The 16,256-nt window shown below is 48.8% G+C and carries 15 protein-coding genes, 1 pseudogene and 1 riboswitch; of the genes and pseudogenes, 6 read left to right on the top strand and 10 right to left on the bottom strand.

Annotated elements, in window-relative coordinates; all coding sequences use genetic code 11:
• Positions 1-95 precede the first annotated feature (95 nt).
• Together CLC93_RS03440 and yjeH are read right to left on the bottom strand one after the other, a co-directional pair.
• Positions 96-1,937, bottom strand: a complete 1,842-nt coding sequence (locus CLC93_RS03440) for a TonB-dependent receptor domain-containing protein (protein ID WP_095504559.1) — start codon at positions 1,935-1,937, stop codon at positions 96-98.
• A gap of 107 nt (positions 1,938-2,044) precedes the next feature.
• A riboswitch (cobalamin riboswitch) is annotated at positions 2,045-2,219 on the bottom strand.
• A 40-nt stretch (positions 2,220-2,259) separates the two neighbouring features.
• On the bottom strand, positions 2,260-3,510 hold the full coding sequence (gene yjeH, locus CLC93_RS03435) for an L-methionine/branched-chain amino acid transporter (RefSeq protein ID WP_245837072.1): 1,251 nt from the start codon (positions 3,508-3,510) through the stop codon (positions 2,260-2,262).
• 191 nt (positions 3,511-3,701) lie between these two features.
• Between yjeH and CLC93_RS03430 the strand changes: the two genes are divergently transcribed.
• Both CLC93_RS03430 and CLC93_RS17580 read left to right on the top strand, forming a co-directional pair.
• Positions 3,702-4,844: a BamA/TamA family outer membrane protein gene (locus CLC93_RS03430; RefSeq protein WP_095504558.1), complete on the top strand. Its 1,143-nt coding sequence runs from the start codon at positions 3,702-3,704 to the stop codon at positions 4,842-4,844.
• Between the two features lie 12 nt (positions 4,845-4,856).
• On the top strand, positions 4,857-5,054 hold the full coding sequence (locus tag CLC93_RS17580) for a hypothetical protein (RefSeq protein WP_141237338.1): 198 nt from the start codon (positions 4,857-4,859) through the stop codon (positions 5,052-5,054).
• Positions 5,055-5,182: 128 nt separating this feature from the next.
• On the opposite strand, the gene tatB is transcribed toward CLC93_RS17580, so the two are convergent.
• Complete coding sequence (gene tatB / locus CLC93_RS03425) at positions 5,183-5,383, bottom strand: Sec-independent protein translocase protein TatB (protein WP_095504557.1); 201 nt, start codon at positions 5,381-5,383, stop codon at positions 5,183-5,185.
• A 4-nt stretch (positions 5,384-5,387) separates the two neighbouring features.
• A pseudogene (locus CLC93_RS03420) lies at positions 5,388-5,600 on the bottom strand (twin-arginine translocase subunit TatC); the annotation flags it as partial.
• On the opposite strand from CLC93_RS03420, the gene CLC93_RS03415 reads away from it, so the two are divergent.
• Positions 5,585-5,947, top strand: a complete 363-nt coding sequence (locus CLC93_RS03415) for a hypothetical protein (protein WP_095504555.1) — start codon at positions 5,585-5,587, stop codon at positions 5,945-5,947. The pseudogene CLC93_RS03420 and the gene CLC93_RS03415 sit on opposite strands and share 16 nt — an antisense overlap.
• A 95-nt stretch (positions 5,948-6,042) precedes the next feature.
• Here the strand turns inward: CLC93_RS03415 and CLC93_RS03410 are convergent, their stop codons facing one another.
• Positions 6,043-6,960, bottom strand: a complete 918-nt coding sequence (locus CLC93_RS03410) for a transporter family protein (RefSeq protein ID WP_095504554.1) — start codon at positions 6,958-6,960, stop codon at positions 6,043-6,045.
• Positions 6,961-7,197: 237 nt separating this feature from the next.
• Positions 7,198-8,073 carry a LysR family transcriptional regulator gene (locus CLC93_RS03405; RefSeq protein ID WP_095504553.1) on the bottom strand — a complete coding sequence of 292 codons (876 nt, stop codon included), beginning with the start codon at positions 8,071-8,073 and terminating at the stop codon, positions 7,198-7,200.
• A gap of 149 nt (positions 8,074-8,222) precedes the next feature.
• On the opposite strand from CLC93_RS03405, the gene CLC93_RS03400 reads away from it, so the two are divergent.
• Entirely contained in the window at positions 8,223-9,323 is a 1,101-nt protein-coding gene (locus CLC93_RS03400) for a dimethylarginine dimethylaminohydrolase family protein (RefSeq protein WP_095504552.1), read from the top strand.
• Positions 9,324-9,425: 102 nt separating this feature from the next.
• On the opposite strand, the gene CLC93_RS03395 is transcribed toward CLC93_RS03400, so the two are convergent.
• Positions 9,426-10,301, bottom strand: a complete 876-nt coding sequence (locus CLC93_RS03395) for a LysR family transcriptional regulator (protein ID WP_169902802.1) — start codon at positions 10,299-10,301, stop codon at positions 9,426-9,428.
• A gap of 146 nt (positions 10,302-10,447) precedes the next feature.
• Between CLC93_RS03395 and CLC93_RS03390 the strand changes: the two genes are divergently transcribed.
• Both CLC93_RS03390 and CLC93_RS03385 read left to right on the top strand, forming a co-directional pair.
• Entirely contained in the window at positions 10,448-11,548 is a 1,101-nt protein-coding gene (locus CLC93_RS03390) for a dimethylarginine dimethylaminohydrolase family protein (protein WP_095504550.1), read from the top strand.
• A gap of 411 nt (positions 11,549-11,959) precedes the next feature.
• On the top strand, positions 11,960-12,931 hold the full coding sequence (locus CLC93_RS03385) for a linear amide C-N hydrolase (protein ID WP_095504549.1): 972 nt from the start codon (positions 11,960-11,962) through the stop codon (positions 12,929-12,931).
• Positions 12,932-13,057: 126 nt separating this feature from the next.
• Here CLC93_RS03385 and CLC93_RS03380 read toward each other — a convergent pair whose 3' ends face one another.
• The 3 genes from CLC93_RS03380 to CLC93_RS03370 form a co-directional block, all read right to left on the bottom strand.
• Positions 13,058-13,957: a LysR family transcriptional regulator gene (locus CLC93_RS03380; RefSeq protein WP_169902800.1), complete on the bottom strand. Its 900-nt coding sequence runs from the start codon at positions 13,955-13,957 to the stop codon at positions 13,058-13,060.
• A 154-nt stretch (positions 13,958-14,111) separates the two neighbouring features.
• Positions 14,112-14,804: a hypothetical protein gene (locus CLC93_RS03375; RefSeq protein WP_095504547.1), complete on the bottom strand. Its 693-nt coding sequence runs from the start codon at positions 14,802-14,804 to the stop codon at positions 14,112-14,114.
• A gap of 63 nt (positions 14,805-14,867) precedes the next feature.
• Entirely contained in the window at positions 14,868-15,947 is a 1,080-nt protein-coding gene (locus CLC93_RS03370; RefSeq protein WP_095504546.1) for a linear amide C-N hydrolase, read from the bottom strand.
• Between the last annotated feature and the right edge of the window lie 309 nt (positions 15,948-16,256).

Below are 16,256 nucleotides of genomic sequence, written 5' to 3'. Positions count from 1 at the left end.
TTCTTTGACAACTCTCAAGTGCCCTCTGTGAAACTAAAATATGAAAAAAACGGAACCGGCAGTTAGTTCCGTTTTTTATTGACCTCCAGAGCTCTCTATAGAGCGCGATAACTGAAGGTCATAAACCACTGCTGCCCAGGACTGTTATAGCCCGCCGCTGACACAATTTTCTCATTGAGCAAATTGGTTAGCTTAAGGCGTACTTGCCAGTTATCGGCAAAGGCATAACCCGCGGACAAGCCCAACAAGTGATAGCTTGGCAAGAAACCGCGATAAGCCCCGCCCCAACGTTTTCCTTGGTAGTGGTAATCGGCCTGAGCATCGAAGTCGGCCCAACGATAACCAATACGATAGTCCACTTCGTGACGAGAGCGACCGGTTAGTAGCTGACCGTTGCCGTCTTTGGCATCCAGATAGTGGTAACCCAGTTGTTGGCTTAGATTGCCGTATTGCCAGCTCAGCCGAGATTCCACACCCTTTAAGGTTGCCTTGGCAATGTTATCTGGTGCCCAGATATCCCAACCGTTAGCATCTTTCTCGCCGGTCGGTGCCCATTGAATTAAGTCGTCGACCTGATTGTTGTAGCCGCTGACGTACGCGGTCCAATCACCCGACTGCCAATGCAGACTCAAATCCGTGCTTTTGGAGCGCTCGGACTTAAGATTCGGGTTACCCGAAAATGGATAGTACAGATCGTTAAAGCTTGGTGCCTTAAAGCCTGTGCCATGGGTGGCCACCACTCGCCATGCATCGCTTAGCTGATAGCTAGCACTCAGGTTATAGGTGGTCTCATTGTCAATTTTCTCGACCTGGTCGTGACGGACCACACCTTCTAGCATCAAAGCGTCCCGCTGGCCTCTAGCTAAACCGTACACGCCAAGCGTATCGCGCTGATTGACCGCGTAATCACCTTTCACCGACTCACGTTGATAGTCAGCACCACCAATCAGAGTCACCGTATCGCTGGCTTGGATTTGGTTAACCCAGCTCAGTTGGTCGCGATCGGTTTGGAACAGCTGCTTGCGCGTTTGCAGTTCACGGCGGAAGTTTTGGTTTTTGTCGCGAGCTTGACCGAGGTTTAGGCGCGACTGCCAGATATCGCCTTGATACTGACCACCTAGATTCCAGAAGTAAGTGTCGTAGTCGGTTTCGTTGGCGTAGGGCGCGGCGTTATCAAACTCAAAGCTGCCGCGATTGTATTGGCCGACCCAGTTTAGCGAGAAAGCATCGTTAAGGGTTTGCTCACCGCTGGCACCGACACTGGCGCGTTTGTAGCCGTCTTTGTCGGTTTCGTCGTCCTGACGCACATCAAAGCCATCGCTTCTATCCAGGCTCACGCTAACGCCGGTATGCCCTTGGCCATGACTAAAGCCAACGCCCGCCGAACCGCGACCATAGTTACTGCTGCCACCTTCAAGTACTGCGTAACCTTCGCCTTGATTGAGCTTGCGAGTAAAAATTTGAATCACACCGCCAATGGCATCGCTACCCCAAAGGGCAGCGCGCGGGCCTTTAACCACTTCTACACGCTCGATTTGCTCTGGCATTAGCGCGCCAAAGTTGGCTAGCCCAAGCGTTGCCGAGCTGACTCGCATACCGTCGACTAATACCAATGTGTGGTTCGAGTTGGCACCGCGAATGCTCACGGTAGCCGCATTGGCGGCGTTGCCGTTGCGAATAACGCTGACCGCTGGCAGGGTTTCTAGAATATCCACCACAGACTCTGGATTAAGACGCTCAATCTCTTCGCGCTCAATCAGGTTGGTGATTTGAAGTTGCTGCTCGGGTGCCGAGCCGAAGCGATCACCGGTAACTACCAGGATTTCGTCGACTTCGCCCTTGGCGGTTTGCGCCAACGCATTAGAGCCGGTTTGCGCCACAGTGGCGGTGCTGGTTAGCGCCAGCACTAATAGGGGATAACGCATTTTAAAACACATATACAACTGTCCTTTGGTTGTGTTTAAAACGCGGGAAAATTAAACAACACAAGGCGCCAGCTTAGCGAGCTGACGCGACTGTCTGATCAAGTAAACCCGCTTGTTTCAGAGACAAATTCAACAAGGCAGGTATCCTGACTTTCAGCGTCTAAAGCGTACCCTTCCCAGCTTTCGCCAGTGGTTTTGTACGCTCGCTCTGATTACAGTTGCGAGTACAGTTGCGGATTCTCACCGCATTCCCTATTAAGCCGAGCTAACGGCACCTTATCGGGCTGGGAGTATACCTGAAACCTACTGTTAACACAGCGAATTAAGCTGAGGGCTATTCAGTTTCACGAGACTTGCGACGAGCCAGTTGTACCAAGGCAAAGGCCAACGCCAGCGCGACCAACGCATAAGCCAACTGTAACCCCAGCGCCCAGCCAATTGCCAAACAGGGAATACAGCCCGCCCAAGCCAAGCTTTGATAGCGTCGGGAGAGAAGACGAGTCGCTGCCAGCATAGTGGCCAAGTAAATCAGTACGAACACACCGTTGGCCCACTCAATAAGCTGGTGAAGCGGCAGTGCCAGCCAACTCACCAGCGCTAATACCAGGGCAATCACACTCAGCAAGGCCGTTAGCGCGCGAAGCGGTGCTCCTTGCGGATTGGTCTTGGCCAAAGACTTTGGTAATACACCTTGCTCGGCAAAGCTAGCAATCAAACGCGAGGTACCGGCAGCGTAGACATTCACTGTCGCCAAGCCCGAAGCGCTACCCAGAACGCCAATGACCCAAGCACCACTGACACCGCTCCAGCTGGCAATTTGTGCATCAAAGGCATGCACCATGGCCAGCCCAGAATCCAGCGGGTATCCCAAGAGTAAATAACAGCAAGCCAGATAGATAAGCCCCACCAGCACCACGCCCATTAGCATGGCTGGTAGCATATCGCGTTCAGGTTGGCGGAATTCTTTGGAAAGGTGACTCATAGCCTCAATGCCTAAGAAGCTCCAAAAGGCGATGCCGGCGGCCGCCAGCATAGGCGAGTAGCTATCGGCATTCAGTAAGCTTTGAGCACTGACCGGTTGCGCATTGCCACCAAGGGTCGTAAGCAGCAGTACCACCACGGTGACGATGACCAGAGTTAAGCCGAATTGCAGTCGAGCTGACACCACGATGCCGCGAGCGTTGATCAACCACAACAACACGAGTGCCAGTAGTTGGCCTGCCAGCAAACTAAGCCCAGTCAGTGGAATTAGCGAGGTGACAAATTCAAAGGTCATCAGAAGTGCTGCCGGCGCGCCTATCGGTACCACCAGCAAGAACACCAGACCTATTGCACGACCTAAGCTCACCCCAAAGGCACGTTCGACGAAATACGCAGGGCCCGCTGCATGGGGTAGTACGCCGCTTAGGCGACCGAAGACTAAAGTCACTGGAATCAACAGCATAGTTAGCAGACCCCAGGCCAAAAGTGCCTGTTCGCCAGCAGCCGTTAAGGTCATTTGCGGCAGAATGAAAACACCGGTTCCCAGTAATGTGGTAGCCATTAGTCCAGCGCCTTGCCAGCGCCCTAAGCCAAGCTTGCTCATTATATTTTTCTTGAATTGTCGAGATGGCAGGCAGTGTACTTCAGCGCCGTTATTAGGCAAATCCGAACAGCCAAAAGCTTGTAAAAAATTGTGTTAACTCAGTCTTTTACACATTCAGCGGTGACACTTCACACAGACAGCATCCAAGCATTAATTAAAGTAGCCAAACTTTCCCAAAGAAACCGAAGCCGATGAATTTTCGCAATAAAATTAGCGTGTTAACCCTTAGCACCTTGGTCAGCTTTGGCGCCAATGCCAATGCGTTCAATCGATTGTTTATCGACCCGACCGATGGCCATTTCGATGCTAGCCAGTTCTTGCTTGAGCACGATTTGGGCTTTTTGCCGACTGTCATGCTGCTCACCGAACCTGCGTTGGGGCCTGGGCTGGGTGCGGCTGTTGCCATTATGCACGAGTCCGAAGAGCAAAAAGCGCTGCGAAAATCCGGTGCCAAAGACGCACTGCTGCCACCTAGCATGACTGGGGTTATGCTGGCAGGCACCGAGAATGGTTCGAAGTTCGGCGGTGCGGTGCACTACGGCCACTACAAAAACGACACCATTCGCTACCGAGCCATGGCGGGTTATGGGGATATCAATATCAATCTGTACGGCCTTGTTGGTGATAACCCCAATGAAAAGTTTGCGGTCAAAAGCCGCGCCGTGCTGACCACCCATGAGTTAAGCCATCGCTTAGGCGATAGTCCTTGGTTTGTCGGTGTTAACGCCAGTTACATGGACATGCAAACCCGTTTGCGCAGCGGCGAGTCAATCCTAGACGACTTGCCACTAGACGCCACCAACTCGTCATACGGCGCGCAAATTCAATACGACTCGCTGGACAATATTTTTACCCCGCGCAAAGGCCTGAATGCTCAACTTAAATGGCAGCAATTCGGCAAGGGCCTAGGCGGGAACTTCGATTATCAACAAGTAACCAGTAACAACCGCTATTACGCTCGCTTAAGCGACACAGTATCAGCGGCGGTGCGCCTAGATGTCACCAGCACCAAGGGTGACGTGCCCTTCTTTGCCCGTCCTCACGTGCAAATGCGTGGTATCCCCATGATGCGCTACCAGGGCGACCATGTGGCCGTGCTAGAAACTCAAGTCGATTGGCAATTCCACCCCCGCTGGAGCGTGTTGGGCTTTGTCGGCTCTGGCCGCGCTGCCAACAACTTCGGTGATTTGGCCAACGCCAAAGATCGCGTGGCCTACGGCACGGGTTTTCGCTACTTACTGGTGCGTCAGTTGCGTTTGAGCTTAGGTGTGGATATCGCTCAGGGGCCTGAGGATACAGCGGTGTATATTGGGTTTGGTAGCCGGTTTAACTAGGGGCTGGCTCCGTTGTCATTCTCGCGAAAGCGGGAATCTAGCCAACTGCGAACAGCGGCAAACGGCCAATACCCACGCCCGTCATTTCCGCGAAGTCCCGACCGTCATTACCGCGCAGGCGGTAATCTACCCAACCGCGAACAGCAGCAAACGGCCAACACCCGCGCCCGTCATTACCGCGAAGGCGGTAATCTAGCCAACTGCGAATAGCAGCAAACGGCCAAAAGCGGACATTAATTCTAGTTCCACATAGTCGCCCAAACCTCTACTTTTAACTTCGGCTAGCAATGGGAGGGGCACCACATAAACAACCCGATCAACTAGACACCTCATCAACTTTAGTTTGGTTTTTCTTCGACGCTCGTCTCAATGTTCTTAAGCTCACGATTTAGCTGTTGGCTCAGTTGAGTCGACATTTGACGAGCCTTGTTGACTCCTGTTATTACTGCTTTAATCATCGCTGTCATCTGCTGTGGACCTAGGATAACCAACCCCACAATAGCTATCATAACTAGCTCAAACATACCGATATCAAACATGTCTCTATACCTCTTGTTGTTGCATTGAACTAAGCTGATCTTTCGAACCCAGCGGTTTGTAAAGTTTTGCCATCAATAATCCAGCTTCAAAGAGTAACCACATAGGCAATGCCAACAGGGTTTGCGAAATCACATCCGGTGGTGTGAGCAACATACCAACAATAAAAACCCCGACGAGTACATGCGAACGTTTACTCGCCAGTGAATGTGGTGTATTTCGACACCCAATATACGTACCACATTGATGTCCTATTGGGCGTATACAGTGACAAGGTTATCGGTTTACCTGATGTGCCCAATGGCGGGTTGTTCACACCACTGCCTCAGCGCTATTACGACGATTATACGGTACTCAAGATCCCTGCAGAAGAGCAGAAAAAGGGAGTATGCAACGCGATTCCAACCCGCAACGGTGGGGTGATCATCATCGACGAAACACCAAAAACCCAAAAACTATCAAAAGAGGTGGGGCTGAAACCACGCCCCATCCCATTTAAGACGGTTTATGGGATGACAGGCTCAGGCCCGCACTGTTCTTGTACTGCTTTTTGGCGAGAAACATAGTCACAAATCAGTTAATGTCTGAGTACAAAATAGCCCGCTTTTTAGCGGGCTATTTTGTTTTTTTACAATGGATATTGCACAAATGGATGCAAGCCTTAAAATTTTCGCGCCACGCTGATAAACGCCCTTACACCGTGCATATGGTTGGTTCGCGAAGGCTCGGTGAATAATCGCACACTCAGGGTTGAATCAATCGCTTCAATCGGGGTTGTGTACTCCAGACCAACACCGGTGAGCTGCGAACGATAGCGGCCCAGCTGTTGTCCGAGATCGTTTAGCCCTTTATCGTCGGTCAAGTGGCGAACGTGGTAAGCATACCCACCCAGGCTCATTCCATTGTCAAACTTATGATGCAGTGAGCCTTCAAAATAGCCAATTGTGCCCGGTTTCATATCACGCCCTGTGCGCAAATCTTTGGTGCGATATTCCAGGCTAGACGCAAAGTTTGCCTGCCAATGGTCGTTGATATTCCACGTCGCCTGACCACCGAGTTGATGGATATCATAGGTTTTGTCGGTATTGGTATTGCCAGCGGTTTGACCTAAGCGGAAGGTGTAGTTTGCAGCGATGTGCCAGTCCTCGCCCAATGTCCAGTTCAGTTTGATTGGCGTCACCCAAGGGTTACGGCTCACATCCAGTAGCCTGTCGTTCATGTCTCGCTCAGAGCCTCCGGGGTATAAACCACCTGATACCAGTGTCGCGCCGAAGCTATAATGACCGCCGAACAATTTTAGATCGGTGTTGTAATGCAGGGTGCCCAGCAACACTTGCAGGGTTAAATCACTCGGCACGTTCTGTCCGTTCGCATCGACACCTCTGATGTGGTAGTTGCCGTAGGTGACAACACCAATCATCCCTCTACCGGCATACATCGCGGCATTGGCGGCAGCATTAAAGCCCGGTTGATTGGCGGTCATTTCGGGGGCGGTAAAATCACTGGCCAGTACTGTGCCAGATAACGAAAACGCCACCACACCAAACGCTAACTTGCGTGCTGAAAACTTCAATTTCATATAGATACCTGTTGGAACACGAGTACAGCCAGCTACTAGGCTGCGAGAATGACCGTATTGTGATTGAACAGATAGGTTTACCTAAGTCAGTAACTATAAGAAATATTGAAAGGTCGGCCATTGACGCAGTGTTACACGAGGGCTGTCGCTACATCCAGTCCCGCTTCGTTGGGGCTGGTTTGAATCGGGGAGGATGTACTCTGTTGCTAACTCTGTCGGGGAGCAGAGCTCATACTGCTAATCCGACAACAGGTCTTTTAGCATGTTGGTGACCGGGCCACTAGCCATAGGTTTGAGCAGCAGGTCGACATCGATCCCCGAAAGCTCTCCACTGATGAGAAAATCAGGCTGAAATGTTTGCAATGTGCCGAGTTGGAGTCTTTTGGAGGCAAACGCGTGGGGAAGATAGGCCCACCCCAAGTCCTGCTCAACCAGATTCATTAAGTCGTGCATTGAGGAAGCGGTAAGAATGTCATTAGACATGGTTCCGCCAACACTCAGCAGATCATTATCCAACATGCTAGCGCAACATATTTGCCGCAGCCCAATCAAATCGCTTGATTTAACAATAGCTTGATCAGCGAGCTCAGAATCAGGAGAACAGATACACACGACCGGTAAAGACTTAAACTGAAAAAAGTCGGCATCCGTGTCCGTGGCTGCTGAGCGAGCTCTGATTAATGCGTCAATGTGCCCCTCCTTAAAGCGCCTTTCCAACTCCTGTCGACTATCTCGTAGTATCTCAAACTCAGTATTTGCAAACTTGCGAATGACTTTTGCCAGTGGCTCCTCAATCAACTCAAAAGGGATGAGTTCACCGATCCCTATGGTCAGTTTTTCTTCCACCTCTTCGATAACAGACAAGGCTAGTAACTCAATTCGGTTAGCTTGACGAAGCAAAGTTTGCGCATGGTCGTATAGGCGCGTACCCGCTGGAGTCAAAACAGGATGTTTCTTACTTCGGTCAAACAAGGTAATCCCTAGTTGGTCTTCCAAAGTCGAAATAATCATGCTTACGCTACTGGCGCTGCGCCTTAGGTGACGGGCCGCGGCGCTAAATGAGCCTTTATCTGCGGCTAACACAAAGGTTTGTATGTGTTCAATATTTACCATTAAAGACAACCTTTCCGGACACTGGAAAAACCAACTAAAAGGATATCACCTTTCAATCATCCTGATACATCCTGACTTAATCATAGCTGAATAATCACACATAATGCGCCTCGTTCCCCGAACATTAATCCAAGTAAGAGGTATGCATTATGGTTAAATCATTAAATCGTCGAGACTTTTTCAAGCTTTCTGGTGGTGCGGCAGCGGTTGCCGGTGTTGCAGCGATTGCGCCGTCAGCACTGGCTAGCCCAATGTCAAAAAATCTATCGTCGGCTACCGAAACAATGCCAAATGAGTGGGCTCCGCTGAAAAAAATGTTTGTCGGCCACACCAACAAACTGACCTTGCCTAAGCTGGATTGGGTTATTAATAACTATGTAGGCACTTCAGACGAAATCAAAGAGTCGTTGAAAGCCAATGCCGGAAAGCTGGGCACCGACATCGCTCCGGACTTTTACCCTATCGCAGCAGCGCAACAAGATGCGCTAGCCGAGTTGTTAACCCAACACGGTGTCGAAGTGGTTCGTCCTGATTTGATGGATGAGGTGGACCGACAGTTTAATCCGGTCGGGTATCACGATACCTACCCACGTGACCCGGTACTCGCGGTTGATGATGAGCTGATCAATTTAACCGTGCGCTCTCCGTTCCGTCGCAAGTCGCACATTACGATGGCGGGTCCCATCAGAGCCCAGGCTGAGCGCACTGGTCAGCGTTGGACATCGATGCCGGTACTGTCATTCAATGCGGATTTAAGTGATGAGAGTGTTCCTATGCTGGAAGGCGGTGACATCTTTGTACTGGGCAAAGACATTCTGATTGGTCACTCCGGCCTGGCGTCGAGTTATGCTGGTATCGAGTGGCTGCAAAAACACCTGAAGCCGAAAGGATACCGTGTTCATACCATTGAACTTACCGGTGAATGGTTGCACCTAGACTGTGTGTTCTCAACCCCTCGCGAGGGTCTGGCTATGTGTTGCCTGGAAGGCGTAAAAGGTGGCGTTAAAGCGTTCCCAGAGTTTATGCACAACTGGACCTGGCTGACCGCGACCAAAAAAGAAGCAAAAGCCCTTGGCTGTAACGGTGTGTGTCTGGCTCCAAACAAAATTGTGATGGACTCAGCGCATACTCGAATCAACAAAATGCTCCGTGACTATGGCGTAGAAGTCATTGAGACCGACTTCGCGGTTTGTTCACAAATTGGAGGAGGAATTCGCTGCGCGACTCACCCGTTAGCTCGCCAAGCTTAACCTTTGTAAGCTTTTATAACCGTTGCTAGCCCCGCTTCATAGGGGCTGGCGTTGTATCATGGGGGAGAATTGTCCTACACAATATTAAGCTGGCTCAGAGCGCTAACGCGACAACAACTGCTTGAGCATTTCAGTGACTGAGCCTTTCACCATAGGTTTAAGTAGCAGGTCGACATCGAGCCCAGACAGCTCTCCATTAATCAGAAAATCAGGCTGAAACGTTTGCAGTGTGCCGAGTTGGATTCTTTCAGAGGCAAAAGAATAGGGAAGATAGGCCCATCCCAGATCTTGCTCCACTAAATTCATCAAGTCATGCATTGAAGAAGCCTTGATCACATCGTTGGACAAGGTGCCACAGAGATTGAGCAAATCATTGTCTAGCATGCTGGTGCAACATATCTGGCGCAGCTCAATCAGCTCGCTCGAGTTTACATTGGTTTTATCGGCAAGTTCAGAATCAGGAGAACAGATACACACAACTGGCAAGGATTTAAACTGAAAAAAGTCGGCATCCGTGTCCGCTGCTGCGGAGCGGGATCGAATTAAAGCGTCAATATCCCCAGCGACAAAGCGCTTTTCCAGCTCTTGGCGGCTACCGCGAACTATCTCAAACTCCGTATCTGGGAACTTTCGAACGATTTTTGCCAATGGCTCCTCAATCAACTCAAAAGGAATCATCTCCCCGATCCCTATCGTCAGCTTCTCTTCCACCTCTTCAATTACCGACAAGGCTAACAACTCAATTCGACTTGCCTGGCGAAGCAGAGTTTGCGCCTGGTCGTATAGACGCGCGCCCGCTGAGGTTAAAACTGGATGATTCGCGCTTCGGTCAAACAAGGTAATCCCCAGTTGGTCTTCCAAAGTCGAAATTATCATGCTCACGCTACTGGCGCTTCGTCCTAAATGACGGGCCGCAGCGCTAAACGAGCCTTTGTCTGCGGCTAAGACAAAGGTTTGAATATGTTCAATGTTTACCATCCACAACCACCTTCGGAGCACTGAAAGCTCCACACAAGGATAGCACCTTTCAAAATTTCTGATAGCCCCTGATTTAGCCATTCATTAAATATCACACATAATGCACCTCGTTCCCCAAACATGAATCTAAGCAAGAGGTAATTAATATGACTAACTCACTAAATCGTCGTGACTTTTTCAAGCTTTCAGGTGGCGCAGCTGCGGTTGCAGGTGTTGCGGCGATTGCGCCAACAGCACTGGCTAACCCGACGACAAAGAGTCTATCGTCGGCGACCGAAACAATGCCAAATGAGTGGGCTCCGCTGAAAAAGATATTTGTCGGCCACACCAATAAACTGACCTTGCCTAAGCCAGATTGGGTGTTTAACAACTACGCCGGTACTTCTGATGAGATCAAAGCGATGCTTGTGGAGCATGCCGGAAAACTCGGCTCTGATGTTGCTCCGGAGATTTTCAATGTCGCAGCAGAGCAGCAAGATGCGTTAGCCGAGTTACTGACGCAACACGGTATCGAAGTGGTCCGCCCTGACTTGATGGATGAAGTAGATCGTCAATTTAATCCGGTCGGTTATGTCGATACTTACCCTCGGGATCCAGTGTTAGCCGTCGATGACGAACTGATCAATCTAACCTTACGCAAACCTATCATGCGCAAGTGTCACATAACGATGGCTGGCCCTATCAGAGCGCAAGCCGATCGCACCGGTCAACGCTGGACATCAATGCCGGTACTATCATTTAATGCCGACTTGAGTGATGAGACCATCCCAATGCTGGAAGGTGGTGACATCTTTGTGCTGGGCAAAGACATTCTGGTTGGTCGCTCCGGTTTGGGCTCAAGTTATGCTGGTATCGAGTGGCTGCAAAAACACCTGGAGCCTAAAGGATACCGTGTCCATACCATTGAACTGACTAGTGAGTGGGTGCACCTGGACTGTGTATTCTCAACCCCACGTGAAGGATTGGCCATGTGCTGTCTTGAAGGTGTAAAAGGTGGTATCAAAGGTTTCCCAGAATTTATGCACAACTGGACCTGGCTGACCGCGACCAAAAAAGAAGCAAAAGCCCTTGGCTGTAACGGTGTGTGCTTGGCTCCAAGTAAGGTTGTAATGGACTCCTCACATACCCGAATCAACAAAATGCTCCGCGACAATGGCGTTGAAGTGATTGAAATCGACTTTTCGGTTTGTTCACAAATGGGCGGCGGGATCCGCTGTTCGACGCATCCATTAGCGCGCCAAGCCTAACCTAGAGACAACAACAGCCTGCCCCGATTCGTTGGGGCTGGCTTAACTTCACCGTATGGAAACCGAAGTGGCTGATGCAGCCTAGGACTTACGAGTAAGTGTCAAGAAGGAACGCGTACTTCGCACTGTGTCACCTCTTTCTTGGCAGGGAATGCACGGCCACTCTTTGAGCTAGGCAGCAGCTCTATTCACACTAACGAGCCGTAGCTAAGGGCCAAGTTAAGTCTCAAGTGGAATCTCATCGTCGACTAGAAAGGACTGGAAAGACAATCAGTTGCCGTTCTAATTGACCTGTCGTCACTTGATTAGCGTAGACAAAAGTATACATTTAGTAGTAGGGAATAAAGCGGCATCCTGAGTTTGTTGGAAAAATTGTTATCTAAAATTGCGCAATTAATTAGGACAAAAACAATGAAATTCGTTCCAGCCATCGTAGTAGCTAGTGTTCTACTCTCTGTCTCTATCACTGTATCAGCATGTACATTTTTTGTTTTCAAAAACGACCTTGGAAATCATTTCGCCGGACGAACACTTGAGTGGCCAGGAACTCCACCTGCGGCTGTGGCGCTTGTTCCTAGGGGGCATAAGCTTGGGGCGGTTACCACTAAATTTGGATTTGTGGGTATGCATCATCATGGCATGTTCACCGACGGCATGAATGAGCATGGTCTGCTCGTAAATGCGCTTTGGCTCGACGCAAGCGAGTATGGTGGGAATAAGGAAGAAGACGTAAAAATCACCGATGCGGTCGCACACATTCTTGGTAACGCCAAAACAGTCAGCGACGCTGTTGCTTACTTAAATCGCACGACTTTCTACACGTTCTCGTCGAAAGTTACTTCTGGCCTCGATATCAAGTTTCACTTTGCTATAACACAACCAGACGGTCAGTCGGCAGTTGTAGAGTTCATCGACGGCAAACCAATTACGTATACTAATGAGCTGAAAGTCCTCACTAACGATCCGACTTACGACAAACATATCGCTGCGTGGAATAAACGCAGCCCCTCTGAACTTGATGAGGAAGCCTTTGTCGCTTTCGACTATTCACCTGAAGATCGCTTTATCAAAATGGCAGCGTTTAATTTTACCCAGACATCAGTGCCTACAGATGAGGACGGGGTGAACCGAGCATGGTCTATGGTCAATACGGTCGACATTCCACAAGGAGCGACATATTGGAAGTTCGTCAATGACTTGCCGATGACGACGACCTTTTCAACGGTTGCAGACTTAACTAACCTCTCCTATTACTTCCGTACCTACGACAACTACGATATTCGAAAGATCGACTTAGCAAAGATCGATTTTGGTAGCCGCTCATATGCGTCCGTAGACCTCTTCAAAGGCGCTGACTATGGGGAGTTCAACTTCAAAAAGTAGTTTTCGTAGCTTAGTAACTGGCGTCGCCCGACGTCGGCCACGCGCTGGATTCTTTTAGCCATAGAAAATATAAGAACTGTAACTTAGGCGCAAATGCCTCCCCCCGCTTGTCTAATATCTAGGAGCCTATATTATCCCTTGACCCTTACTATATTTGTTCGCTCCTTCAATCAAACTATATACAAGCCACTCGGCTGCCGGCCCGACTGATTCAGACCAGCTAATATCCAACGGCCAACTCGTTTTTTCTAGCCCCAAATCCAAGTTCAAAGCACACAGTTGACCGTTATCAATTAATGGTTGTGCTAATGCCTTTGGGTATAAACCAAAGGCCAGTCCAGATTTTAGAGCTCCCAAATACTGCTCAAAATTCTCGCACCTTATCTCGTTGCTACTGTATCTAGTAGATTCGATCACGATTGACGGCAGTAGTTCGCTGGTAAAGAGGTTAGCTTGTGCATGTTCTAGCAAATCCGCTCTAGCCAAAACCGAAGGAATTCTTGCCAAGGGGTGCTTGGTTGACACAACTGCAGTCCACACAAATGAAAAAAGTGTGCGAGATAGGCGACCGCGCTCAATCTCCATGGGAGTAAGAGAGACTCGAATATCTGACCGGCTAACACTATCAGGATTGGCCGCATCTAATAGTTCGATTGCAACACTGGGGTATTCTTTTCTGAATAGCTGCAAAGAAGCATCAATAAACGGAAAGTGAGAGATTCCATGCAAAGCGATTCTGACTGTAGATTCAACACCTTGCCGCAGAGCGACTGCTTTTTGTTCCAACGCCTCTATCTGGGGGATTATCTCCATAGCTTGGAGGTAGAAGCTCTTTCCCTCTCCTGTTAAGGAAACCCCTTTCCCTCGAGTTCTCTCAAACAGCGTAATACCTAAATCTATTTCCAAGGCATCAATGACTTGTTGGATACCAGCGGTAGACTTGCCGAGGACTTTTGCAGCAGAACTAAACGAGCCTTTATCTACTACCGTTTTCAAGTACAACAACCGATCTAGTGTGATTTGCATGCCAGTATCCATCCTTTGTCTAGACAACCTGAAAGCTCACTTTAGCCTTCTTGTTGTCCAATATAATGCAGGCCTAGCGGCGGATATAAAAGTTAGAGTAATAATACGCATGGGATTTCCCTGAAGGCTCTTAACCTTCAGGGAAAAAGCCAAACTAGAAGCTCAATGATAGATAGGCGCCACCCCAGAGTTGATCTCTCCCTTTATCAAGTAATACACCCTTCTGTGCAATAGAGTAGTTTAAATCGAACGATACATTGAGATTAGTAGTTACTGGGCGGGATAATTCAGCACCAAAACGAATGTTATTTAATCCGCTGAACCCTGCTCTCGAATAACCGTGATCAATCTCCTGCTTTGCGTACGGCGAGAATACCCATTGGCAATCGTTTGCTAATCGAAACTTCCCATTAATACCCACTAGTAAGTATTGAGAATTGTTCTTTGGTACATAGATGTGGCGTGCTGTCACATCCAAGTATCTACTTGGAGAGATAGAAAAATTATTTATTATCTCATCGCTTGCATCTCTTTCACCTTTAGCATTTTGGTCGAATCGATAGTATTGCGGAGTCCACTTTAATACTTCGAATAAATTAAAGGTATAACCTAGGGTAAAGCCAGTCTCCCAGCTTTGATTGTTGGTTGCTTTTGCTGACCAGACGTCAATGGCGAAGCCTTTAAGATTCATGCCAAAACCTATCTCAGCAATGGGGCTATCAAAATTGTTTCTCCCTTCGGTAACATGCGCGGACTTCACTCCAGACATTGCATACCAATCGACCGAGCTTACCTGAGCGTTAGCCACAAATGGGCATAACAGCAATACTATAAATAACTGTTTCATCTTGATGAATTAACTCTGAAAGAAAGCCCGCCGAATGGCGGGCTAGGAAATGGATTGGACGTTTTATTTACTAGAACGAGTTAAAGCGCCCGTGCTTTCTATGTATGAGACACCATTAAACGGGTCGAGAGAGGTACGTCCACTACTCTCACCAAAATCGACTTTGTTCATGTCTATTTTATAAAGAGTCATGTTTTCAGCTGTTCGATAGTAGTAATCCATATTTTCTAGATCGGCGATGTGACTCGAAGTGGTTTCTTGCGAGCCGCCAGCAGAACCACGCCCTTCAAATTCGACAACCCCTCGCACATAGTCGGTATTATTCATAATGTGGACTACCTGATTAACCGCCTGTGAGGAGCTAGTAGGCTCAGGAGTTAAGTCTCGTAGGACTCGCGTACGCGTGTAACGATCTTTGGCGCTGTATGAACCTGGAAGATTCGGCAGCTCCATGTTTGTCTCATTTTTTGAGGAATCTAACTTAGGGTTTGCAGCAATAAAGTCTGAGAAGTGTTGAGTATGTTCGCTAATTTTTGGCGAATTGGTCATGACACCGCTTTCGGAGGTGTTAGTGACGATTGCCTCCCCATCTATGTGCTCAATTACAAACGATTGTCCCGTTTTATCAACGACCATCCAATGGGCAGGGATCTCAATTCCAAGTCCCGTATCCGCCGTTTGATAAACATTAATGTTTTTGAGCGCAGTCGCAGCATCGCTGGCTTTATTAAAGTTACCGAGCATCCACTCGACCGCTTCATAGGTGGCTAAATTGTTGCCTCCAGCGACTCGCGCTTGCCACTCGCCATCTATGAACCAAAGAAGCGCTACATAAAGTCCAGCTTCGTTGATACCCTCTGCTGCAACATCATGCGCATGTGTTTTGATGTAACCGTATTTTGCAACCCAAGTCATAGACTTATCGGCAGACACTACTTCAGTGCCTCTAGGAAATTTTTCGATTTCCAAGTCAATTGACTGCATTTTTGACTGATCAGCAAATCCGAATTCAATAGTGCGCCCGATAACTGGAGCATCACCAGCCGGCGTTTTGCCGACAAAAACAGTACATGCTTGAGTAGATTCTACAATTCCGAAGGTGGCTACAGCAGTGAGTGCTAGCGATAAAATGGTCTTTCTCATGTCAATTACCTCTTAATTAATAAGGGGTGAGGTAACTCCATTTACTTCACTAAAATCTCTTCGAAAAAAGGACATATCAATCGTTGAAGTATTATCAATTGATGTCTTTTGCGATGCAGGCAATTAAACAAGAAAAGTGGCATTTGAGCCAAAAAAGCCTATTAAGTTGAGCTTAATAAGGGAGAAGTGTTCACCAGCGTTGACTCACAAAAAGTGAGATTGCTCAACGTCTGCTTAGGGCCAAGGGTAGTCTTCGCACTCTAAGAAAAGCGGCTACTCAAAGTAATCGTCCAATGCAGACTTGAGCTT

Source organism: Paraferrimonas sedimenticola (assembly GCF_002282855.1).
Taxonomy (GTDB): Bacteria; Pseudomonadota; Gammaproteobacteria; order Enterobacterales; family Shewanellaceae; genus Paraferrimonas; species Paraferrimonas sedimenticola.
The sequence above is the reverse complement of the archived record's forward strand: the minus strand, read 5'-3'. Positions and strand labels throughout refer to the sequence as shown.